This is a genomic window from Marinobacterium marisflavi, from assembly GCF_982447095.1.
In genome coordinates, this window is record NZ_OZ457898.1 from 2,528,945 (window position 1) to 2,550,798 (window position 21,854).

The window sequence follows — 21,854 nt, forward strand, 5'->3', positions numbered from 1 at the left end:
TCAAACAGACCCAGAAACCGAGCGCTCAGCCTGTAAACGGAAGCCATTGGCTTCCATTTTCCATTTTGGCAACAACTCGTCGAGTCCTGCACGAATCAAAAACTCTCTATCCAGCTCCGCATTGATACGCACATCGACACGAGCTTCGAGTGGCGGCAGCAGAGCATCAGCGGCGTGCGCGATTGCCATCGGTGTTAGGCCGTTTTGGAAATAATCACCGGGACGATGGTGATAAAGCACCGCATCAACCACCATCGGTGGAAGGTTCCACTGGGTTAGCAGGTTGGCACCCAGTTGAGCGTGAGTCACTCCGAAAGCCTTCATCTCTACCAAATCGAGCGACTGCTGATGCTTGGCAGCGTAGCCAAAGATCTTGGTGTACGCCTCGCCCTGCTCTGTCGCCAGCATCACCATCCCAATATCTAATAACAGTCCCGCGAGGAATGCCTGATCGCGTACTAGAGGATCTTTGGTGGCAACCTTAGCCAACGTCTGAGCTAGCCGAGCAACCATCAGTGAACGCGCCTGTAGGGCCTCGAGGGAGAAGAGCCCCCAGCCCTTCGCATCTTTATAGTGACGCCCAAAATGACCGGCGAGCGCCAGTCCGCGGAGGGTTCGTGTTCCAATCAGTGTCACAGCTTGCTGGATATTGCTGACCGGGTTGCGCAGTCCAAAATAGCTAGAGTTCACAATTCGCAGTAACCGCGCTGTCAACGCAGGATCTTTCGCAACAACATTTGAGATGTGTTCTGAGGTTGTGCGCTCTGAGTTTAATTGTCGGGTCAACTCATGGAAGATCGAAGGTGGCGAGGGGAGCTGCTTGAAGGCCGCCATAGAACGGCGCACTTTCTCGTGTGACAGCATCCTGTTGGAGGCGATAGCCTGATCGACCAGCGCGACTGTCTCCTCGAAGGAGTTTGAATTTAGACAGACGCGATGCACCACATCCAGCGCCTTTACTAAGTAGTTTGAGGAGAGAACAGGCGTAAAAAGTACACGCACGCAATGGGGCGCAGCCTGCATTACCTGACGCAAATACCCAACTTCGCGGTCCGGCGTCGCAGGAGCCGCCACGACAATCGCATCGTAGCGACGAGACGCAAGCATCTGCAGACCTGCCTGCAAGTTATCGAAACGCTCTATATCCCAATTACACCCGGCGCGTTTCATATCCTCCGTCCAGTGCATAAAGCTACCGGACGGGTCGCAAAAAAGTACCTTAGATCGAGCCTGAGTGTTTTCACCCATCGCTGAACTCTCCAAACTGTCGCTAGCAGCCAGTCGCGCTTCGTCTTTTCGCGGTGGCGAGCGGAGCGCTTTGACTAGAAATTGATAACTAAAGGCTAGCAGTTTTGAGAGCGGCTTCCCGGTATATTAATTCAACTCATGCAGGAGCGATCTACAGTTGCGACATTCGCGACTGTTGATCAGAAATTTTCGATTGACCCCGCGCCCTCGCGCACGACACGGACCTCTTCATCGGTTAGGTCGACAACCGTGGTCGCCTCCATTCCACAGTAGCCACCATCGATAATGAGATCGACCTGAGACTGCAGAAGATCACGAATATCATAAGGGTCGGTGAGAGGCAGGTCGTCCCCGGGAAGAATCAAAGAAGTACTCATAATCGGCTCACCGAGCTCCTCGGCAAGGGCCAGCGCGATTGCATTGTCAGGAATCCGAATACCAATAGTTCGCCGTTTAGGGTGCATCAAGCGTCGCGGCACCTCGGTCGTGCCATTGAGTATGTAAGTGTATGCGCCCGGTGTGTGTGCCTTGATAAAACGAAATACTGAGTTACCCACCTTGGCGTAAGTACCAATTTCTGACAGATCTCGGCACACCAACGTAAAGTTGTGTTTGTCATCCAACTGTCTAATGCGCTGAATACGCTCCATCGCCTTCTTATCACCCAGGTGACAGCCAAGCGCATAAGCCGAATCCGTTGGATAGACAACAACCCCACCTTTATGGATGATCTCAACAGCCTGGTGAATAAGTCGTTTTTGCGGGTTTTCAGGGTGAATCTGAAAGAATTGGCTCACTAGGCCTCCTTAGGCACTGGCCGCAAGCAACCGCTCTGAGATCAGGCGCTCTGCTTTAAATTCAGGGTAGCGCCCAAGAGAAGTCCAGCGCTGGTCCGGGGAGTGGAAATCACTGCCTGCGGAAACATAACACTGGCGCTGCTGCGCCAGCTTGATTAATTCGTGCTGATGACCCGGTGTAACTCCTGGAAAGCTCACCTCTAAGCCGATTGCACCGGCCTCTAACAGATCAGTCATCAACTCACGGATCTTAGTGAAGGTGAAGTTGTATTTCGTAGGGTGCGCCAGCACAACCATACCGCCAGCGTTGGTAATCAGTTTGATAGCTTCACTATAGCTAGGCCAGGTCGCTTTCACATCGCCAATCGTGCCCTGTCCGAGATAGGCGTCAAACGCCTCTTGCATCGAGCCTACCTTACCCAACTGCATCAACGCTTTGGCGAAGTGTGGCCGACCAATCTGTGTATCACCCGCCTGCTCCCGAGCGAGCTCATACAGATTAGATCCCAAGCCGCGTTTCTCGAGTTTCTGCGCGATTACTCGGGCCCGATCATCTCGCAGTGTCATCAAGTTTTGCATGTAGGCCTCAAAGGCCGGGGCCTGCGCATCGAAGTTAAGGCCCACCAAATGAATAACACGCCCGCGCCAATCAGCCGTTAATTCAACACCATTAACAAATCGCATACCCTGAGACTCTGCAGCGACTCGCGCCTCGTCCAAGCCATCCAGCGTATCATGATCAGTCAGCGCAATGAGCTCAACACCGGCAGCCGCTGCACGCTGCATCACCTCCGCCGGTGGCAATGCACCGTCTGAGGCACTGCTGTGCATGTGCAGATCAAAATGCGGCCCGGCGTTCATCTCGGTTTCACTCTGTTGTAACAAACTCTTATACTCCCCCAACTGTCATGGCCTTACTCTGTTAGCCTGAGTCCGGCCCGATAAACAGCAACACTGGATATCTATAATGAAAATATTACTCGATTTTTTACCGGTTATCGTCTTTTTCGCGGTTTATAAATACACCGGCGATATTTTGATCGCCACTGCTGTGCTGATTCCAGCCACGCTGCTGCAGATGCTTTACACCTGGAGAGTGCAGAAAAAAATCGAAACCATGCAGCTCGTTACCTTAGCACTCGTCGTGTTACTCGGTGGCGCCACGCTACTGTTCCAAGACAAAGCGTTCATACAGTGGAAACCGACCGTTGTTAACTGGTTGTTTGCCGTTGGCTTCTTGGGGACCAAGTTTATCGGCAAGAAGACCGTGGTAGAGCGTTTGATGGGCTCGAGCATCGAACTACCTCAGCAGATCTGGCGACGCTTGAATCTAATCTGGGTGGTTTTCTTTATTGCACTGGGTATCGTTAACATCTACGTCGCTTATAGTTTCAGCGAGGAGACCTGGGTCAACTTCAAGCTATTTGGCATGCTGGGTCTCACCTTTGTATTTATCATCGCGCAGGGTGTATACATCTCGCGCCACGCAAAAGAGCCGGAACAGGAGGCTAGAAACTGATGTACTACGCCATAATCTCTGAGGATATTCCCAACTCTCTGGAGCGTCGCATGAGCGTGCGTCCGGCGCACGTTGATCGTTTGAAAACACTGGCTGACGAAGGACGTCTTATGATCGCCGGTCCACACCCAGCTATTGATAGCGAAGACCCGGCAGATGCAGGCTTCAGTGGTAGCCTTGTGGTAGCCGAATTCGCCTCTTTAGAAGCGGCTCAAGCCTGGGCTGATGCAGATCCCTACGTAGAAGCGGGTGTTTACCAAAGCGTAAAAGTAAAGCCGTTTAAAAAAGTTTTGCCTTAGACTACAAAAAATTCTGATTTAGGCTATTGTTTAACCTAGATTAAGGAATAACAGTGTCTAATAGGCTGCACCAGTTTGTATCCTTGGTCCTTACTCAATACAAAAGGAACTTATAGTATGAAAAAGATTGCTCTCGCAGCTAGCCTTGCCCTGATGGTCGGCTCTACTGCAGCGATGGCTCATGGCGACAAGCCAGGCTACGCGACTCACGCCACTGATGGTTACGTGATCACAAATGGCTCTGGCGATTGCTGGAAAACACCAAACTGGACTGCCGACTACGTAGCACCAGAGTGTGGTGGTGAAGCTGAAATGGCTGCTGAACCAGCACCTAAGTACATGACCGAAGACATGACCAAAACTTACGCACTGTACTTTGACTTCGACAGCACTGTTGTCGGTCGTACTAGCAACATCGTTGACTACATCAACTCACAGCAGACACTGAACTCTGTAGAGCTGACTGGCCACGCTGACCCACTGGGTGATGCAGGCTACAACTTTGCACTGTCACAGCGTCGCGCCGATGCGGTTGCAGCGAAGCTGGTTGAAGGTGGTGTTGCCGCTGACAAGATCGTTACTCGCGCTATGGGTGAGAACGCTCCAGTTGCTAACTGTACTGGTTCAGGTGCACAGCTGATTGCATGTCTGCGCCCAGACCGTCGTGTAGACGTGACTGTAAACAGCACCGTAGGCAAGATCGTATACGAGTAAGCCGAAACGCTGTTACGAAGAAGCCGGCTAATGCCGGCTTTTTTAATTGAGTATACAACAGAGATTTTCCGTTAGAGGTTGTCGACTATGCGCTATCTAATCAGCCTTATCTTCGCTCTCTCGACAAGTTTGGCAGTTGCCGATGAGTACGCCCCCCAAAAAGTCGTTTATCACATCAACTACAAAGATATGAGTCGCTTCAGCGCAACGCTCGCTAACATGGCCAACCATATTGCGGCGGTGGGTGAGGATCAAATAGACCTCAAAGCCATGGTCCACGGCGAGGCAGTTGAGATCTTTATGAATGCAGTTGACGATGACGGCCTGCAGATAACGCTTGATGCTGCCCGCTTCAATGGTGTCCAATTCATCATATGCGGCAACACACTGACTGGCTACAATATCACCTATGAAGACCTATACGACGTTAATGCCGAAGATGTTGTCCAGGCCGGCCTACCCGCGATTATCAAACTCCAACAACAAGGCTATTTCTACGTCCGCCCTTAGATTTGTGACTGGCTCACCGGGGAGGAATAGTTGGAAGACGCGGTAAATACGTCCATGTACGCTTCGTGACAGCATCCCTGCTGTCAAGACTTCCAACTACCCCTCCCCGGTGGCTACCCCATACTCCAAATAGCCACGCTCGCGAGTGGTTCATAGGCCCAGAGAGTTAAACCGAACTCCTTGGTTGAATACATTATTACTGCAGAAACTTAGGAGAGCCCTGCCCGGAAGGGGTGGTCGGGAGTCTTGTTTTCAGGGATGAAAACACGAAGCGTACATGGATGTATTTATAGCGTCTCCCGACCACCCCTTCCGGGTAGGCGATCAGCGAATCGCAGAAACAAAAACGGCGACTAAGAAGTCGCCGTTTGATCTGCGTGAGGATTAACCAACCCACTTGCGCGCGTTTCGGAACATTCGTATCCAAGCGCCATCTTCCGACCACTCGTCCGGTGCCCAAGAGTTCTGCACTGCGCGGAAGACACGCTCTGGGTGCGGCATCATGATGGTGACGCGGCCATCGCGCGTGGTCACACCGGTGATACCTGCAGGCGAACCGTTCGGGTTAGCCGGGTAGGTCTCGGTCGCGTTACCCCGGTTATCCACATAGCGCAGGGCGATAGTTCCGGAGTCACTGAGATTAGCCAGATGGGTCTGATCAGCGAACTCTGCTCGACCTTCACCGTGAGCGACAGCGATTGGCATACGTGAGCCAGCCATGCCGTCGAGGAATAGCGAGTCTGACTTCTGCACTTCAACCATGGCAACACGCGCTTCAAACTGCTCAGAGTTATTGCGCACGAAGTGTGGCCAGAGGTCTGCACCAGGGATGAGCTCGTGTAGGTTAGAAAGCATCTGACAGCCGTTACATACACCCAGGGCGAAGCTATCTTGGCGCTCAAAGAAAGCGCTGAACTGATCACGAGCAAGTGGGTTGAACAGCACCGATTTAGCCCAGCCCTCACCAGCCCCAAGCACGTCACCGTAAGAGAAGCCGCCACAAGCAACCAGACCTTTGAACTGATCCAGCGAGATGCGACCACTGAGGATGTCGCTCATGTGAACATCAACGGCGTTGAAGCCGGCGCGATCGAAGGCAGCTGCCATCTCAATCTGACCGTTTACACCCTGCTCACGCAGGATAGCCATCTGCGGGCGCGTACCTGTTGAGATATACGGTGCAGCAACATTGTCATTCTGATCGAAGGTCAGAGAGACATTCAGCCCTGGATCTTCAGCATCGAGCAGCGCATCAAACTCCTGCTGAGCGCACTCTGAGTTATCGCGCAGTGACTGCACACGGTAGGAGGTCTCGGCCCACCAACGCTGCAGTGTTACACGGCGTTCAGTGTAGATCTCTTCATCATCAAAGCTCAGGGTGACGCAATCGTCCGGGTTTGGTGCGCCGATAACAGCAGCGATATCACCCAGACCTGCAGCAGATAGCTCGGTCAGCACCTGCTCAGTGTTCTCACGCTTCACCTGAATTACCGCGCCCAGCTCTTCATTGAAGAGTGCGGCGGCAACGTCGGCACGATCCTGCGCGATGAGATCCAGGCTGATGTCCAGACCAGTACGGCCAGCAAAGGCCATCTCAGCCAGAGTCGCAAACAGACCACCGTCAGCACGGTCATGATACGCCAGCAGCAGGCCCTGATTGTTAAGCTCCTGTACCGCCGCAAAGAAGGTTGCGAAGGTCTCGGCATCATCAAGGTCTGGGACGGTCTGACCGACTTCGTTGTAGACCTGCGCCAGCGCAGAGAGGCCCATGCGATTTTGGCCGGCACCGATATCCAGCAGGATCAAATCAGTGTCGCCCAGATCGGTGCGTAGCTGAGGTGTCAGGACTTTACGCACGTCAGTTACAGGCGCGAAGCCAGAGATAACCAAGGAGAGTGGCGCGGTAACGCTCTTCTGCTCATCACCATCCTGCCAGACGGTACGCATAGACATTGAGTCCTTGCCCACCGGAATCGTGATTCCAAGCTGTGGACAGAGCTCCATACCTACCGCGCGAACAGTGTCGTAGAGTTTCTCATCTTCACCTGGGTGGCCCGCAGCACACATCCAGTTAGCAGATAGTTTGATATCCTCAACCGCACTAATGGGCGTGCCCGCCATGTTGGTCAGGGTCTCACCGATCGCCATACGACCTGACGCAGGACCATCGACGAGTGCCAACGGTGTGCGCTCGCCCATTGCCATGGCTTCGCCAGTGTATGCATTGAAGCCGGTTGTAGTCACGGCACAGTCAGCTACAGGCACCTGCCAAGGGCCAACCATCTGGTCGCGCACAACCTGGCCGGTAATCGAGCGATCACCGATGGTTATAAGGAATGACTTAGAGGCAACTGCGGGCAGCTTCATCACGCGCTCTACGGCGTCTGCCAGTTCAATCTTAGAGCAATCAAATTCACTCACTTCATAGGCCGCACGGTTAACCGAACGGTGCATTTTTGGCGGCTTGCCGAAAAGAACCGACATCGGCAGATCGACCGGTTTATTTTCAAAGTGTGTATCACCCAGCGTCAGGTGATGCTCTTCAGTTGCCGTGCCGACAACCGCATATGGGCAACGCTCACGCTCACAGATAGCCTCGAAACGCGCCATGTTTTCAGGAGAGACAGCCATGACGTAGCGCTCCTGCGCTTCGTTACACCAGATCTCTAGCGGCGCCATACCTGGCTCATCGTTGTTAACCTTACGCAGCGCAAAATCGCCGCCGCGGCCGCCATCTTTAACCAGCTCAGGAAAAGCGTTCGACAGACCACCGGCACCCACATCGTGGATAAAGGCGATCGGATTGGCGTCACCCAACTGCCAGCACTGATCAATAACTTCCTGACAACGACGCTCCATCTCTGGGTTACCACGCTGTACTGACGCGAAATCCAGATCTGCAGAAGAGCTACCTGAGGCCATCGATGAGGCAGCACCGCCACCCAAGCCGATAAGCATTGCCGGGCCACCCAGGCAGATCAGTTTTGCACCGACCTCGATTTCGCCTTTCTCTACGTGGTCAGCACGGATGTTACCCATGCCGCCAGCCAACATAATCGGCTTGTGGTAACCGCGAACCTCTTCGCCGTTTGCGCCGTTTACCTTCTGCTCGAAGGTACGGAAATAACCGTTAAGGTTGGGACGGCCGAATTCGTTGTTAAACGCGGCGCCACCAATTGGACCTTCAATCATAATATCGAGCGCAGAGACAATGCGCTCTGGCTTGCCATACTTAGACTCCCACGGCTGTTCGAAGCCCGGAATGTTAAGATCGGAAACAGTAAAACCAGTCAGACCCGCTTTGGGCTTAGCACCGCGGCCAGTTGCACCTTCGTCACGTATTTCACCACCAGAACCTGTAGCGGCACCCGAGAATGGGGCGATCGCAGTGGGGTGGTTGTGAGTCTCCACCTTCATCAGAATGTGCACAGGCTCTTCACTGAAGCCGTAAGCCTTGGACTCTGGGTTAGGGAAAAAGCGTGCAGCAACTGAACCCTCAATAACTGCAGCGTTATCTTTATACGCCGAAAGAACTCGGTCACCGGCCATTTCATAGGTGTTTTTGATCATGCCGAAGAGCGACTTCTGCTGCGCTTCGCCATCGATATCCCATGACGCGTTGAAGATCTTATGGCGACAGTGCTCTGAGTTCGCCTGAGCAAACATCATCAGCTCAACATCACTTGGATCGCGGCCCAACTCCTGGAACGCCTGCACCAGATAGTCGATCTCATCGTCCGCTAACGCTAGGCCCAGTGAGACGTTTGCTGCCTCTAAAGCTGGACGACCGCCCGCCAGGATTTCAACGCGAGACATTGGACGAGGCTCTTCATGGCTGAATAGCGAAGCGCCCTGCTCCATCTGTTCAAACACAACCTCAACCATGCGATCGTGCAAGGCCGCACTGACCGCGTTTAACTCGTCTGCGCTGAGCTCAGACTCGGCGCTGATGTAGTAGGCAACGCCACGCTCAAGTCGGTGTACCGCTTCAAGACCACAGTTATGAGCAATGTCAGTCGCTTTACTCGACCAGGGCGAGATAGTACCCGGACGCGGTACCACTAACTGGAGCTGACCCTGAGGTTCATGTGGCTCAGCTTTCGGGCCATAACGCAGCAATCGACCAAGAATTTCAGACTCTTCAGAAGAGAGGTCACGAGTGACTTCGGCGAAGTGGATAAACTCAGCATACAAGTCAGTGACTTTAGCTACACGCGACTGAACAGCGTTCAGAAGTTTGGCGTGACGGAAGGCTGAGAGAGCTGGAGCTCCACGCAATACGAGCATCTTGGTACGAACCTCTTAAGATTCCTGAAATCAGGCGTTGGAAAGCGCGTAATTTTATCGCAAACTGCGTCAATAAGGGAGCCCAAAACTGGTTGGAGGCTCGTAGTCCCCTAATGTTTCAATCGCGTCGAACACCTCATCTGCGCCAAGCGATCTACGTTGGCGGTATTCTGCTGCTTACCTTCTGGATTGTTCTGGCGGGTTTGAACTCGAAAACCCAGATTGAGCGCATCATCGAACGCGGCACACTGAGAGTTGCGACACTCAACTCCCCAATGACCTACTATTTCGATCGCGACCAACCCCAGGGTTATGAGTATCAGCTGGCACAAAGCTTTGCTGACTTCCTCGGCGTTAAACTGGAGATAGAGATCGCGACTGACCCCAAGCGGTTGTTTCAGAAGCTCGATTCGCGAGAAGTTGACCTGTTAGCGGCAAATCTAGCAAAACTCCCTGAAAGAGACCTAGAGCACAACTCAGGGCCGATCTACCGCAACGAGAGCCTTGTGGCTATCTATCGCGTGCAGCAGGGTTATACTCCGCCCGCCTCAATATCGGAAGCAAAGGATATGAAGATAGAGGTATTGGTGGACTCAGGAGAGAGTAGCTACCTCGCAAACCTGATAGAAAACGAACTGCGGAGCCAATTAGACGGTTCAAACAATTTGCGAGTTCGCGAGCTCACCAACACCAATCGTCTTGATCTGCTGACTCGGTTGCAGAATCGCGACTCACAGCTCACAATTGTTCCCGCATCACTTTGGAAGACCTATGCCTCCTATCATCCAGAGCTTGCTCTCGCTTTCGAAGTCGATGGGGAGCTACCGATCAGTTGGTACTTCGGCCCCAGCCAAGATGAGAGTCTGCTCGAGCGAGCCAACCTCTTCTTTGGAATCGATCAAACAAAGGATCTGCTAACTAAATTGGAGGCAGCGCCGCCCCCTCAATCTAACCCACTCAACTATTTCGATACCACCTCATTTCGTGAAGGCGTGGAGCAACGTTACACCGAACTACGCCCCCACTTCGCTGAAGCGGCTGCACAGACTGGCTACGATCCTCTGTTTCTGGCTGCCGTAGCCTATCAAGAGTCACACTGGAGGGCCGATGCCGTATCACCTACCGGTGTGCGCGGCATTATGATGCTGACTAAAGACGCGGCACAGGATGTCGGAGTAGCCGATCGTACCAATGCCCGCGAAAGCATCATCGGCGGGGCCAAGTATCTGCGCAAGGTAAAAGCGAAAATACCCGAGCGAATCGCAGAACCGGACCGAACCTACTTCGCACTGGCCGCCTACAACATCGGCTTCGGTCATCTTGAAGACGCGCGTATTCTGACACAGCGCGCAGGTGACAACGCAGACCTCTGGAGTGACGTTGCCAAACACCTCCCCAAGCTTGAACAGGAGGAGTACTACTCAATGACCCGCTACGGGCAAGCGCGGGGGAACGAAGCGGTTGGTTATGTTGAAAATATTAAACAGTATCAGAAGATACTGCCGACCGAGGCACTGCTTGCGGACATTCGAAAACTCCCCATCAAAATGCCGGATTAGCCTTTACGCTGAGCGCGTCGCTGCTTAAAAAAGTCACTTAGCTGTTGTGAACAGCGATCAGCTAGCACGCCTCCAACCTGCTCTACTCGGTGATTAAGCCAAGGACTGCTAAGAAAATTCTGCCGACTCTCCAGCGCACCCGCTTTTGGCTCGGATGCACCATAAACCACCCGCCCAACGCGCGCGTGCACCAATGCGCCAGCACACATTGCGCAGGGTTCGAGTGTTACGTAGAGAGTTGTATCGAGTAACCGGTAGTTATCGATTTTGGTCGCTGCCTCACGAATAGCGTTGATCTCTGCATGTGCCGTCGGGTCGACCCCACTGATTGGCGAATTAAACCCCTTACCAATAACCTCACCATCAAGTACCAGAAGAGCCCCGACAGGGACCTCTCCCGCCTCGGCAGCCTGCTCTGCCAACAGCAGCGCCTGCTCCATCCAGTATTGGTCTTGACCTTGAACCAGCTCTTGGCCTGGTTCCTGAACTCTACTCATCAGGGTTCCGTTACTATCACTAGTTCAACTGAGGACGATCCACCCTCTTAAGTCCCAAAGTATGGCGTACTCATCATAACGAAAAAAGGCCCCCATAACTTGGGAGCCTTCTCGACAGAGCGTTTCAGTGAACTTAGACGTTCAGCTTGTAACGCGAGCTACGTGGGCCAGCAACGCGCTCAATCAGCTTGCAATCTTCAAGCTTTTTCAGCGACTTGAAGAACTGTGAACGGGAGACTGAACCCTCCTCCACTTCGTTCTCAAGAAAACGCTCGTAGCTAAGTGCAGCCTCGCCAGAGTTTTGATCAGCTACTTTCCACAGCACATTTAGTACCTGACGGTCAGCTTCGGTCAGACCCTCTACCCCAAGCTCACGGGCGGTCGAGTCGATCAAACGAAGAAGGTCCAGAAAAAATCTCAAACTGCTCATACGGTCTCTCCTTGAGTACCTGCTGAAGTTTTCTGCTTGTAATTGCCATAAAGCAACCAGCAGCGCTTCTTAATCTTCATTACAGGAGTAAGAATAGCACGGAAGTAGTACGAAGCTACTCGGAAGGATGTCCACTATATGAAACAGATTCAACTTAGCGAATGATCGAGCCTGATGGCTTGGATGAGGAATTATTCGACCAAACGATGACTGAGACGAATAAACTGACGTTTAAATAGAACCAACAGCAGCAACACCGCAACCGTACCTCCGAGATCACCGGTTACATAGCGGAAGGCCAAAAGATCTATTTGCAAACCTTGGTGAATAGTCGAATGAATAACGGAATTGAGAATGGTAGCGATGAAAGCCAACAGCAGAATGATACGCGCTATGTTGTAATTACCCTGTGACAGATCAAGACGACCAAATAGAGGGCGTTCGCGACTGAAGTTGAAAAGCACGATCGGAAAGTAGACCACGAAAGCCCCTAGAGCGCCGTATAGCGCGACTTCAGATAGACTTTTACCGAAATAGAGATCCATCGTAGCGTGGGCGAAAAAGATCGGAACAATCGCTGCGGCGCCACCAAAGGCGGCGAATATCACTTTAAAACCGAACGGGATAAACAGCAGGCTCACTAAGCTCACGACACCTGAGCTAACAACCATCTGCTCGATCGGAAAGATGATATTGACCTGCACCAAAAAAGCGAGCATCAACACTGCATACATGCCCAGTTGGAAGATAATAGTTGACTGTAGGTATCTCAAGAATTTTGACGCTATTTTCGTCAAAAAACAGGGCAAGTCCTACGACATGGACAATCAACCTAGCCCCCCTAGATCAAGAAAACTCCGCGTCAACACCCCTGCAACCGATTGCAAATATTTCATGTTAATGGACATAGAAAGACATTAAATAAACACAAAAAAGCCCGCAAAAGCGGGCTTTTTTGTCAGGGAGTTTCGATTATTCCCACTCAATCGTTGCAGGCGGCTTCGACGAAACGTCGTAAGTCACGCGCGAAACCTGAGCAATTTCATTGATAATACGGCTCGAAACCGTCTCAAGTAACTCGTATGGCAAATGCGCCCAACGAGCCGTCATAAAGTCGATTGTCTCAACGGCACGCAGTGCAATGACATACTCGTAACGCCGGCCATCGCCGACCACACCAACAGACTTAACCGGCAGGAACACGGCAAAAGCCTGGCTGGTTTTGTGGTACCAGTCAGCCTTGTGAAGCTCCTCGATAAAGATCGCATCAGCTTCACGCAGGATATCGGCATACTCTTTCTTCACTTCACCAAGGATACGCACACCCAAGCCAGGACCAGGGAATGGGTGACGGTAGACCATATCGTACGGCAGACCCAGCTCAAGGCCGATCTTACGTACCTCGTCCTTGAACAACTCGCGCAGCGGCTCTACCAGTTCAAACGCCATATCTTCAGGCAGACCACCGACATTGTGGTGCGACTTTATAACATGCGCCTTTCCAGTTTTCGATGCAGCAGATTCAATCACATCGGGGTAGATTGTACCCTGAGCGAGGAATCGACAGTCTTGGAGTTTGGCCGCCTCTTGGTCAAACACCTCGATAAAGGTGTTACCAATGATCTTACGCTTGGCTTCAGGATCGTTCTCACCGTTTAGGCGACCAAGGAACATCTCTTCAGCATCGGCACGAATAACACGTACGCCCATATTCTTGGCGAACATATCCATAACCTGATCGCCCTCAGCTTTTCGCAACAGGCCGTTATCAACGAAAACACAGGTCAGCTTGTCACCAATCGCCTTATGCAGCAGCGCTGCCACGACGGATGAGTCGACGCCACCAGAAAGGCCCAGAAGAACTTTGTCTGTACCTACCTGTGCCTGAACACGCTCAATCATATCTTCAATAATATTTGCCGCTGTCCAGAGAGCTTCTGTGCCACAGACTTCACGCACGAAACGCTCTAGGATACGCAGACCCTGCTTGGTGTGAGTCACTTCAGGATGGAACTGCACGCCGAAAAGCTGGCGTGCCGGATCGCACATAGCCGCTACCGGTGCAGATTCAGTTGACGCGATACAGTGGAAGCCCTCCGGCATCTCAACCACCTTATCACCGTGGCTCATCCAAACATCTAGAGAGAGCACACCATTGTTGGCGATGTGATCCTCAATACCTTCTAACAGGCGGCTCGGGCTATCAGAGAGGCTTACTCGAGCGTAACCAAACTCACGCTCATCGGAGCTCGCTACCTTTCCGCCTAACTGTTCAGCCATTGTCTGCATGCCGTAGCAGATACCCAGCACTGGCACACCCAGATCGAACACCACCTGCGGTGCACGTGGCGAGTCAAGTTGAGTCACTGACTCAGGGCCACCTGCAAGAATGATCCCCTTAGGGTTGAATGCGCGAATCTCTGCCTCATCCATATCCCAAGCGTAAATCTCAGAGTAAACGCCGATCTCACGCACGCGGCGTGCAATTAGTTGTGTGTACTGCGATCCAAAGTCGAGAATCAGAATACGCTGTGCATGAATATCGAGACTCATTTCAGTGACTCCACCGAGGGGCGAATCTAGCCCGTAAATAAAAAATGGGGCAGTTCAGCTTTCAACTACCCCACTTGAATAAGTGTTTCTGGCGCTACCCTAGGCTCTTAACGAATACGGTAGTTCGGCGCCTCTTTAGTGATGCTAACGTCATGAACGTGGCTCTCACTCATACCAGCATTGGTGATGCGCACAAACTTAGGTTCGGTACGCATGGTTTCAATGTTGGCTGAACCGGTGTAGCCCATAGAAGCGCGCAGACCGCCCATCAACTGATGGATAACGCCTGCCAGAGGTCCCTTACACGGCACACGACCTTCGATACCCTCAGGCACCAACTTATCTTCGCCAGCCTTAGCATCCTGGAAGTAACGGTCAGATGAGCCAGTCGAACCCGACATCGCTCCAAGAGAACCCATACCGCGGTACGACTTGAAGGCACGACCTTGGAAAAGTTCAACTTCGCCCGGTGCCTCATCGGTACCGGCCAGCATCGAGCCAACCATGACAGCAGATGCTCCAGCTGCGATCGCTTTCGCAATATCGCCTGAGAAGCGGATACCACCATCAGCAATCAGCGGCACGCCACGCTCTTTAAGCGCTGCAGCAACATTGGCGACCGCACTGATCTGCGGCACACCGATACCTGCAACGATACGGGTAGTACAGATAGAACCTGGACCAATACCCACTTTCACACCGTCGGCACCAGCATCAGCCAACGCGATGGCAGCATCGGCAGTCGCGATGTTACCGCCAACAACCTGCACCTGCGGGAAGGTCTCTTTAACCCAACGCACGCGATCAATTACACCTTTTGAATGGCCATGTGCCGTGTCGACGACGATCAGGTCAACGCCCGCGTCAACCAGAGCGCGGACACGAGACTCGGTCTCGGCACCAGTACCCACAGCTGCGCCAACAATCAGACGACCGCGGCTATCTTTGGCAGCATTCGGATACTTCTGCGCTTTCTTCATATCCTTAACGGTAACCATGCCGGCAAGAGCAAACTTGTCGTCAACCATCAGGATTTTTTCAATACGATGCTTGCGCAACAACTCACTGATAACCGACTCATCTTCGTCTTCGCGCACAGTAACCAGACGCTCTTTTGGCGTCATGATGCTGTAGACTTTGGCGTCAGCATCGCTCTCAAAGCGCACATCACGGCTTGTTACGATACCGACCAACTCACCGTCATCAACCACAGGAAAACCAGAGAAGCCAACACGCGCGGAGAGCTCACGAATCTGACCCACCGTGGTATCAGGGGTACAGGTAACTGGATCGGATACGATGCCCGACTCATATTTTTTAACGCGGCGTACTTCGTCAGCCTGCTGCTCTGGAGTCAGGTTCTTATGGATGATACCGATACCACCCTCCTGCGCCATAGCAATTGCCAAGCGGCCCTCGGTTACCGTATCCATTGCGGCGGACACTACGGGGATGTTGAGGCTGATCCCTTTTGTCAGTTGGGTTTTCAGCTCGACGTTATTAGGCAGTACTTCAGAGTAAGCGGGGACCAATAGAACGTCATCATAGGTCAACGCTTCTTCGATAACTCGTAACATGAGAAAACCTGCAATCTTGGGGAAAAAATTAAGCGCGCGATTATATAAAAAACTACGCCCGCATTCAATCTCAAGCGCGTAAAACCTGCGATCACCACCGGACCGGTTTTAACTGACAAACCCTGTTCGACAGGGTCGAAGCTGGTTAAGATGAGTCTATGAATTCAAACACAAAATCAATCAGCGTCAGCGAGCTTAATCGGCAGGCAAAGTCCCTGCTCGAACACTCGTTTATGTCGCTGCGCGTAACGGGCGAAATCAGTAATATGGTGCGTGCCAGCTCGGGGCACTGGTACTTCACGTTGAAGGACGAGCGTGCCCAAGTGCGCTGCGCCATGTTTAGAGGGCGCAACGCCCAAGTGCGCTTTCGCCCGCAAGAGGGATCGCAAGTACTTTGCACCGCGAAAGTTAGCCTGTACGAGGGGCGTGGCGATTTTCAGCTGATCGTCGATGCGATGCAGGAGGATGGCCAAGGTCAACTACAGCAAGCTTTTGATCAGCTCAAAGCTCGTCTACAGGCCGAAGGCCTGTTTGCCCAAGAGCGCAAACGCCCCATACCCACCCATCCGCGAACAGTCGGCGTGGTAACCTCGGCTACCGGTGCTGCACTACACGATATTCTGACTGCATTTGAGAGACGTTACCCCGGCCTTCAGGTCAATCTATATCCAACACTTGTGCAGGGCACCGAAGCGGCTGATCAGATCGTAGCAGCGATTAGCTTGGCTAATCGTCATGCCGAAGCTGATGTTCTCATTGTGGGTCGTGGCGGCGGTTCGCTCGAGGATCTCTGGCCATTCAACGAGGAGCGCGTCGCTCGCGCCATCATCGCATCCGACATTCCGGTGGTTTCAGCGGTGGGCCATGAAGTGGACTTTTCGATCAGCGATATGGTGGCTGACCTACGTGCACCCACGCCTACAGCAGCTGCTGAGCTGCTCAGCCCCGATCAGCGTCAAATCCAACAGCGCCTGACCCAACTACAGCAAGGGCTACAACGGCGCTTCGACTGGCAACTGAAACGCCAGCGCGAACGTCTAGCGGCACTGCGCCGCCAGATGCGCCACCCGGGCGATCGTATCCGCGAACAGCAGCAGCGTTGCGATGATCTGGAGATGCGCCTGCAGCGGGCAATCCAACGCCGGTTCGAGCTTCGCCGTCAGCGTTTAGCTGCTGCTAGCGCAAGGCTCGAGCTGCAGAACCCCGTTCGTCTGCTGGGTAAACAGCGAGAGCGCCTGAGCGACTTGCACGCGCGCCTCGCTACCCGTATCGATGCGTTAATCGAGCGTAGACGCCTACAGCTGGGCCAAAAAGTAGGACGCCTTAACGCCATTAGCCCTCTAGCAACTCTTGAGCGCGGCTACTCACTGACGCAGACCGACAGCGGCGAATTGGTACGAGATGCCCGACAGCTCAGAACTGGCTCCGCAGTCAGAGTGAGACTGCAGTCCGGCGCCTTCAGCGCTGAAGTAACCGACATCGAACCCGCTACCAACAACGGAGATTGATCATGAGAAAGTTAGCCGCGATATTCGCCTTACTCCCCACGCTGCTGATATGGAGTGGTTTAAGCTGGGCTCTGCCAGCCGAGTCTCGCGTACCCGGCGGCGTAGCGCTGATCGATCTACCCGCGTCAGACCAGCCCCCAAAAGTTGATTACCAGGGCAACCGTGTGATGGTGGTCCCAAGGGAGAGTGGTAGTGGCTGGACTGCGGTTGTCGGTATACCGCTAAGTGCCAAAACCTCCGAAGCACAAAAGTTAAGTGTAAACGGCAATCCGATGAGCTTTGGTATCTCAGGCAAGGAATACCCAGAGCAGCGCCTGAAGATCAAGCAGAAAAAATATGTCGAGCCGGATCCTAAACAGGTTGAGCGCTGGCGTCGCGAATCCGCAGAACAGAAAGCCGCCTATAAACAGTGGAGCGAGCCGAGTGTGGCGGTGACTAAGTTAGCGATGCCAGCCCAAGGCCCCTACTCCAGCGCCTTTGGACTGAAACGCTTCTATAACGATCAACCACGCTCGCCCCACTCAGGCCTAGATATTGCCGCTCCTGACGGTTCTCCAATCACGGCCGCTGCACCCGGTGTAGTTACCGCCAAGGGACACTACTTCTTTAACGGCAACACCATCATCGTTGACCACGGCCACGGTCTCTCGACGATGTACTGCCATATGAGTGAGATCTCCGTGGAGCTTGGACAGAAACTAGAGACAGGTGACCTGATCGGTTTAGTTGGCAAAACCGGCCGCGTTACCGGACCGCATCTACACTGGGGAGTCAGCCTGAATAACACCCGTGTCGATCCGCTGCTGTTCGTTCAGCAAAACTGATCTGCCTATGGTAATCTGCGGCCTCTTTTTTCCACTCACACAGAAACGGACAGATAATGAGCGAAGTAAAACTCGATACCGTTGAACAGCGTGCTAGCTACGGCATCGGCCGTCAGATGGGCGACCAGCTGGCTCAGAACGGTTTTAAAGGCGCAGACATCGAAGCCGCTGCGCTGGGCCTAAAAGATGCATTCAACGGCGAGGCGCTGCGCATCGACGCTGAAGATCTACAGGCAGCTTTCAACGAACTGACAGAGCGTCTGCGCGCTGAGCAAGAGGCGGAAGCAAAAGCACAGGCTGAAGAGGGTCAGAAGTACCTCGAGACCAACGCTAAGCGTGACGAGATCACCGTGACCGAATCAGGCCTGCAGTATGAAGTGATTGAAGCGGGCGACGCGAGCAGCGACAAGCCACAGCACCAGTCAAAAGTGCGTGTTCACTATCACGGCACCTTCATCGACGGTCGTACCTTCGATAGCTCTTACGAGCGCGGTCAGCCAGCTGAATTCCCAGTAGGCGGCGTTATCTCTGGTTGGACTGAAGCACTGCAGCTGATGAATGTTGGCGCGAAATGGAAACTCTACATTCCATACAATCTAGCATACGGCGCACAGGGCTCACCCGGCGGCATCCCACCGTACTCAACTCTAGTATTTGACGTAGAGCTGCTGGACATCCTCTAAGCGATGCAACTGCACTATCACCGCAGCGGACAGGGACGTCCGCTGGTTATTCTGCATGGGCTTTTCGGCACTTGGGAAAATTTGGGTGCCAGTGTTAAAGCGCTAGCTGAACACTGGGATGTCATCGCACCAGACCTGCGCAATCATGGTCGATCTCCGCACTCTGACGAGCACTCCTACCCTCTGATGGCGTCTGATTTGGCTCAGCTATTGGATAGTTTAGAGCTTGAGACAGTCTCGATCCTTGGCCACTCAATGGGCGGCAAAGTGGCAATTGAGTTTGCCCTCACCTACCCAGCTCGGGTTGATAAGCTGATCGTAGTTGATATTGCACCCGTGCAATACCCGCCACATCACACCGATGTATTCGCCGGCATTGCAGCGATCAATCTGCAAGCGATTAAGAGTCGCAGCGACGCGGATCAGCAGCTCAGCCAACAGGTAGAATCGGCAGCTGTGCGTGCATTTCTGCTGAAGAATCTCTACCGCGAAGAGGGCTCTTTCAGGTGGCGCGCTAATTTTACCACGCTTGAGCGCCAGTACCCTCATATCGCAGCCGCACCAGCTAATGGCTCTTTCTCTCGACCGACCCTCTTCATCAAAGGGGCAAATTCCAACTACCTACTGAATGAGTATCAGCAGGCAGTCACTGAGCGCTTTTCAGATGTACAGCTGAAGATCATCAGCGATGCTGGCCACTGGCCACATGCGGAGAAACCAGAAACCTTTCTACGCCTAGTAACACGTTTTCTGACCAGTTGATGGTCTAGAGCCGGATGGAATGTAGGGAGCGTTAAGCGCGTTCCGTCAGTACGCTACCGGTCTGATAGATCTCTTCCAACACGCCCAGCTCAGCTAGACGTTGGTTCACCTCGACCAAACGCTGATTAACCTCGTTCATCGTCTGCTGGAATTCGGCTAAGGATTCTGCTGTTCGCTCACGCGTCTCAGCGATTCCTTCTTGAATATCTTCCGCTTTAGACTCATCGTCCCTGCTCGCCCCAGACTGGCTCTCAGCGAACAGGGTGGTCTCAAGACTCTCGCGGCCAGCATCTGAATCAGGCGCATCATCTGATGTCGTATCGCTCTGGGCCTCACTCCGAGCCCCAGCTAGCTCGGCTTGTGCTTCAGCCAACATCGCTCGTGCTTGCGCTGCCACCTGACGATCCTGGCTAGAGGGCTCTGCCGGTGCAAGAGCCGCCCGAATCACCTGTTCGGCATAGGCAACCACATCCGCCGGGTCACTGGATGCCGGCGTCGTGCGAATATCGACCTCGCCACCCACAGCGTAGAGCTTACCATCAGGTCCGCGCTGATAATCGAAACTGATCGCGCCGGCCAAACTGCCTGCAGCGCTCTTATGCGCTAATTCATGCTGACGGACCTCACGATCACGCGCCACCAATTCTCGGATCTGCGCGGCCTCTGCCGGATCGGGTGTAGAAAAACTAGAGTCCTGCGCACCGAGTGCTCTATCGCTAACGGATGCCTCATTCTCATCGGTTGGCGCCACCTCTTCGCTCAAAGTTGTTACAGAGACAACCTGTGCCGGAAGAATCGCGGATTGAGAAGGACGCTCAACCTGAGTGAGATCCGATGATGATTCAGAGCGCGTGGATGTGAGCGTAAGCTCCTGAACCGGGTTACGCGGTTGAATACTATTGAGTGATACGGCTGGAGTGATCATACAACCCTCCTACATCACTTCAGGCCGAAGTGCTGATCAGACTCCCCAATTGAGTGTCTGATGAGACTCCACCTGAGGGTGTTACCAGCTCAACACTTGCTGTTGAACTCTCCTCTACGGAATCGACTGCTGACTCCGCAACCGCCTGCTCTGTCGCTTGATCCTCATTGGATGTAGCCTGCAGACTAAATTCCGTCCCACTGCTCTGAATTTCAGAGGTACGACGACTACCATCAGTATTGGATGTCTGAGTCAGATAATTCGCTGCTGATAAATTCGCTACTGCGTCCATTGAACTCTCTCCGATTAGCCCCTTACTTCCTGCCAATCACTCGTACGACGATACCTGCTTGTTACTTGTCACCGGTCACTTGTCACCAGTCACTTGCTGCTTTCGCTGGTGTCAGATACGGCTGCGCACGAGAATATTATTTCCTTCTGTACAGCTTAGCGACTCAGCTCATTTTGTCAAAAAATATCTATATATTTTAATAACTTAGGTGACATTAAGCCGCAAGTGTCTCGACTGTCATCTGCTTATTCGAGGGAGACTGGTTGAAACCTCCCACATACCGTCCTATTCCTGTCATAATTTAGCGGTAACTTCTGCGCTTTAAACCAAGGTGAGATTCAATGTTTTTGAAGATTAAGAAAGATCGCGGTATTTCAATTAGCCACAACGGCATGGAGAAGGACTGGGTTCACGATGTTACCTCTGACTTCATAATCAACGTTGCGCATATCGGTGAGATCTCGTTCTACACCCAGCAGTCAGAGCGCGAACGTATCGACCTCCAAGGCAGACCGTTCAATCAAGCGCCCGGCACGCGCGTTATTCACCTACAGATGACTCACACCTACGCCACCTTTGACGAGAGCCTAGCTGCGGGCGTAGGACGCCGCCGTGTGAAGGTGTACTACAAACTCTACTTCGCGCCAGAAAATGTCGATGCCTACCAGGAGTTACGCGGCGCTATCGAGTCTCAGGTCGTAAATCTCTAACAAAAGGCTGGCCTTGGAAGAGAAGTGCCATCGTACGTTGCGAGGGCACAATCCATCAGGGCAACCTCTTCAGGCACGCTTTTCACATCCCTGTCGCTTCGTTCCGGCCCGCCGCGCGCTTGCTCCTGCGTCGCGCGGCATACCGTTCATCCATAAACAT

Annotated in this window: 21 protein-coding genes; 10 read left to right on the top strand and 11 right to left on the bottom strand. The window is 53.1% G+C overall.

What is annotated here, in order from left to right; all coding sequences use genetic code 11:
- From AC1WNR_RS12505 to AC1WNR_RS12515, 3 genes are all read right to left on the bottom strand, one after another.
- Positions 1–1,248: an HDOD domain-containing protein gene (locus AC1WNR_RS12505; RefSeq protein WP_481644824.1), complete on the bottom strand. Its 1,248-nt coding sequence runs from the start codon at positions 1,246–1,248 to the stop codon at positions 1–3.
- Positions 1,249–1,427: 179 nt separating this feature from the next.
- Positions 1,428–2,045: an L-threonylcarbamoyladenylate synthase gene (locus AC1WNR_RS12510; protein WP_481644825.1), complete on the bottom strand. Its 618-nt coding sequence runs from the start codon at positions 2,043–2,045 to the stop codon at positions 1,428–1,430.
- Between the two features lie 9 nt (positions 2,046–2,054).
- A complete protein-coding gene (locus tag AC1WNR_RS12515) occupies positions 2,055–2,930 on the bottom strand; it encodes a PHP domain-containing protein (protein ID WP_481644826.1) in 876 nt (291 codons plus the stop codon).
- Positions 2,931–3,012: 82 nt separating this feature from the next.
- Here AC1WNR_RS12515 and AC1WNR_RS12520 point away from each other — a divergent pair, with 82 nt between their 5' ends.
- The 4 genes from AC1WNR_RS12520 (at position 3,013) to AC1WNR_RS12535 (ending at position 5,087) form a co-directional block, all read left to right on the top strand.
- Positions 3,013–3,564: a septation protein A gene (locus AC1WNR_RS12520; protein WP_481644827.1), complete on the top strand. Its 552-nt coding sequence runs from the start codon at positions 3,013–3,015 to the stop codon at positions 3,562–3,564.
- Positions 3,564–3,863, top strand: a complete 300-nt coding sequence (locus AC1WNR_RS12525; protein ID WP_481644828.1) for a YciI family protein — start codon at positions 3,564–3,566, stop codon at positions 3,861–3,863. Before AC1WNR_RS12520 ends, AC1WNR_RS12525 begins: the two co-directional genes overlap by 1 nt.
- Before the next feature lie 117 nt (positions 3,864–3,980).
- Positions 3,981–4,577: an OmpA family protein gene (locus AC1WNR_RS12530; protein ID WP_481644829.1), complete on the top strand. Its 597-nt coding sequence runs from the start codon at positions 3,981–3,983 to the stop codon at positions 4,575–4,577.
- An 87-nt stretch (positions 4,578–4,664) separates the two neighbouring features.
- Entirely contained in the window at positions 4,665–5,087 is a 423-nt protein-coding gene (locus AC1WNR_RS12535) for a DsrE family protein (protein ID WP_481644830.1), read from the top strand.
- Positions 5,088–5,471: 384 nt separating this feature from the next.
- On the opposite strand, the gene purL is transcribed toward AC1WNR_RS12535, so the two are convergent.
- Positions 5,472–9,374 (bottom strand): phosphoribosylformylglycinamidine synthase, encoded by a 3,903-nt coding sequence (purL, locus tag AC1WNR_RS12540; RefSeq protein ID WP_481644831.1) that lies wholly within the window; start codon positions 9,372–9,374, stop codon positions 5,472–5,474.
- 113 nt (positions 9,375–9,487) lie between these two features.
- On the opposite strand from purL, the gene mltF reads away from it, so the two are divergent.
- Positions 9,488–10,933, top strand: coding sequence for a membrane-bound lytic murein transglycosylase MltF (gene mltF / locus AC1WNR_RS12545; RefSeq protein ID WP_481644832.1), 1,446 nt, complete (start codon positions 9,488–9,490; stop codon positions 10,931–10,933).
- Here the strand turns inward: mltF and tadA are convergent.
- From tadA to guaB, 5 genes are all read right to left on the bottom strand, one after another.
- The gene (gene tadA / locus AC1WNR_RS12550) at positions 10,930–11,430 is read right to left on the bottom strand and encodes a tRNA adenosine(34) deaminase TadA (protein WP_481644833.1); all 501 of its coding nucleotides are present in this window, start codon (positions 11,428–11,430) and stop codon (positions 10,930–10,932) included. The genes mltF and tadA overlap by 4 nt on opposite strands.
- Before the next feature lie 133 nt (positions 11,431–11,563).
- Positions 11,564–11,860, bottom strand: coding sequence for a hypothetical protein (locus AC1WNR_RS12555; RefSeq protein WP_481644834.1), 297 nt, complete (start codon positions 11,858–11,860; stop codon positions 11,564–11,566).
- A gap of 191 nt (positions 11,861–12,051) precedes the next feature.
- Entirely contained in the window at positions 12,052–12,633 is a 582-nt protein-coding gene (locus AC1WNR_RS12560; protein ID WP_481644835.1) for a hypothetical protein, read from the bottom strand.
- Positions 12,634–12,832: 199 nt separating this feature from the next.
- Positions 12,833–14,413, bottom strand: coding sequence for a glutamine-hydrolyzing GMP synthase (gene guaA / locus AC1WNR_RS12565; RefSeq protein ID WP_481644836.1), 1,581 nt, complete (start codon positions 14,411–14,413; stop codon positions 12,833–12,835).
- 107 nt (positions 14,414–14,520) lie between these two features.
- A complete protein-coding gene (gene guaB / locus AC1WNR_RS12570) occupies positions 14,521–15,990 on the bottom strand; it encodes an IMP dehydrogenase (RefSeq protein ID WP_481644837.1) in 1,470 nt (489 codons plus the stop codon).
- 158 nt (positions 15,991–16,148) lie between these two features.
- Here guaB and xseA point away from each other — a divergent pair, with 158 nt between their 5' ends.
- From xseA to AC1WNR_RS12590, 4 genes are read left to right on the top strand one after another with little or no spacing between them, the layout of a single operon-like run.
- Complete coding sequence (gene xseA, locus AC1WNR_RS12575) at positions 16,149–17,498, top strand: exodeoxyribonuclease VII large subunit (RefSeq protein ID WP_481644838.1); 1,350 nt, start codon at positions 16,149–16,151, stop codon at positions 17,496–17,498.
- A 2-nt stretch (positions 17,499–17,500) separates the two neighbouring features.
- A complete protein-coding gene (locus tag AC1WNR_RS12580) occupies positions 17,501–18,322 on the top strand; it encodes a peptidoglycan DD-metalloendopeptidase family protein (protein WP_481644839.1) in 822 nt (273 codons plus the stop codon).
- A gap of 56 nt (positions 18,323–18,378) precedes the next feature.
- Positions 18,379–19,005, top strand: a complete 627-nt coding sequence (gene bamJ, locus AC1WNR_RS12585; protein WP_481644840.1) for a BamJ family beta-barrel-assembly machinery protein — start codon at positions 18,379–18,381, stop codon at positions 19,003–19,005.
- Positions 19,006–19,008: 3 nt separating this feature from the next.
- A complete protein-coding gene (locus AC1WNR_RS12590) occupies positions 19,009–19,767 on the top strand; it encodes an alpha/beta fold hydrolase (protein WP_481644841.1) in 759 nt (252 codons plus the stop codon).
- A gap of 31 nt (positions 19,768–19,798) precedes the next feature.
- On the opposite strand, the gene AC1WNR_RS12595 is transcribed toward AC1WNR_RS12590, so the two are convergent.
- Both AC1WNR_RS12595 and AC1WNR_RS12600 read right to left on the bottom strand, forming a co-directional pair.
- On the bottom strand, positions 19,799–20,692 hold the full coding sequence (locus tag AC1WNR_RS12595) for a putative metalloprotease CJM1_0395 family protein (protein ID WP_481644842.1): 894 nt from the start codon (positions 20,690–20,692) through the stop codon (positions 19,799–19,801).
- A gap of 19 nt (positions 20,693–20,711) precedes the next feature.
- Positions 20,712–20,984: a hypothetical protein gene (locus AC1WNR_RS12600; RefSeq protein ID WP_481644843.1), complete on the bottom strand. Its 273-nt coding sequence runs from the start codon at positions 20,982–20,984 to the stop codon at positions 20,712–20,714.
- Positions 20,985–21,325: 341 nt separating this feature from the next.
- On the opposite strand from AC1WNR_RS12600, the gene AC1WNR_RS12605 reads away from it, so the two are divergent.
- The gene (locus AC1WNR_RS12605) at positions 21,326–21,694 is read left to right on the top strand and encodes a hypothetical protein (RefSeq protein WP_481644844.1); all 369 of its coding nucleotides are present in this window, start codon (positions 21,326–21,328) and stop codon (positions 21,692–21,694) included.
- The last annotated feature ends 160 nt before the right edge of the window (positions 21,695–21,854 follow it).

What these genes read in the sequence shown, in the direction of transcription:
- AC1WNR_RS12505 (WP_481644824.1), bottom strand. Translation starts at nt 1,248, where the DNA reads ATGGGTGAAAACACTCAGGCTCGATCTAAGGTACTTTTTTGCGACCCG.
- AC1WNR_RS12520 (WP_481644827.1), top strand. Translation starts at nt 3,013, where the DNA reads ATGAAAATATTACTCGATTTTTTACCGGTTATCGTCTTTTTCGCGGTT.
- AC1WNR_RS12525 (WP_481644828.1), top strand. Translation starts at nt 3,564, where the DNA reads ATGTACTACGCCATAATCTCTGAGGATATTCCCAACTCTCTGGAGCGT.
- AC1WNR_RS12530 (WP_481644829.1), top strand. Translation starts at nt 3,981, where the DNA reads ATGAAAAAGATTGCTCTCGCAGCTAGCCTTGCCCTGATGGTCGGCTCT.
- AC1WNR_RS12535 (WP_481644830.1), top strand. Translation starts at nt 4,665, where the DNA reads ATGCGCTATCTAATCAGCCTTATCTTCGCTCTCTCGACAAGTTTGGCA.
- purL (WP_481644831.1), bottom strand. Translation starts at nt 9,374, where the DNA reads ATGCTCGTATTGCGTGGAGCTCCAGCTCTCTCAGCCTTCCGTCACGCC.
- mltF (WP_481644832.1), top strand. Translation starts at nt 9,488, where the DNA reads ATGTTTCAATCGCGTCGAACACCTCATCTGCGCCAAGCGATCTACGTT.
- tadA (WP_481644833.1), bottom strand. Translation starts at nt 11,430, where the DNA reads ATGAGTAGAGTTCAGGAACCAGGCCAAGAGCTGGTTCAAGGTCAAGAC.
- AC1WNR_RS12555 (WP_481644834.1), bottom strand. Translation starts at nt 11,860, where the DNA reads ATGAGCAGTTTGAGATTTTTTCTGGACCTTCTTCGTTTGATCGACTCG.
- guaA (WP_481644836.1), bottom strand. Translation starts at nt 14,413, where the DNA reads ATGAGTCTCGATATTCATGCACAGCGTATTCTGATTCTCGACTTTGGA.
- guaB (WP_481644837.1), bottom strand. Translation starts at nt 15,990, where the DNA reads ATGTTACGAGTTATCGAAGAAGCGTTGACCTATGATGACGTTCTATTG.
- xseA (WP_481644838.1), top strand. Translation starts at nt 16,149, where the DNA reads ATGAATTCAAACACAAAATCAATCAGCGTCAGCGAGCTTAATCGGCAG.
- AC1WNR_RS12580 (WP_481644839.1), top strand. Translation starts at nt 17,501, where the DNA reads ATGAGAAAGTTAGCCGCGATATTCGCCTTACTCCCCACGCTGCTGATA.
- bamJ (WP_481644840.1), top strand. Translation starts at nt 18,379, where the DNA reads ATGAGCGAAGTAAAACTCGATACCGTTGAACAGCGTGCTAGCTACGGC.
- AC1WNR_RS12590 (WP_481644841.1), top strand. Translation starts at nt 19,009, where the DNA reads ATGCAACTGCACTATCACCGCAGCGGACAGGGACGTCCGCTGGTTATT.
- AC1WNR_RS12595 (WP_481644842.1), bottom strand. Translation starts at nt 20,692, where the DNA reads ATGATCACTCCAGCCGTATCACTCAATAGTATTCAACCGCGTAACCCG.
- AC1WNR_RS12600 (WP_481644843.1), bottom strand. Translation starts at nt 20,984, where the DNA reads ATGGACGCAGTAGCGAATTTATCAGCAGCGAATTATCTGACTCAGACA.
- AC1WNR_RS12605 (WP_481644844.1), top strand. Translation starts at nt 21,326, where the DNA reads ATGTTTTTGAAGATTAAGAAAGATCGCGGTATTTCAATTAGCCACAAC.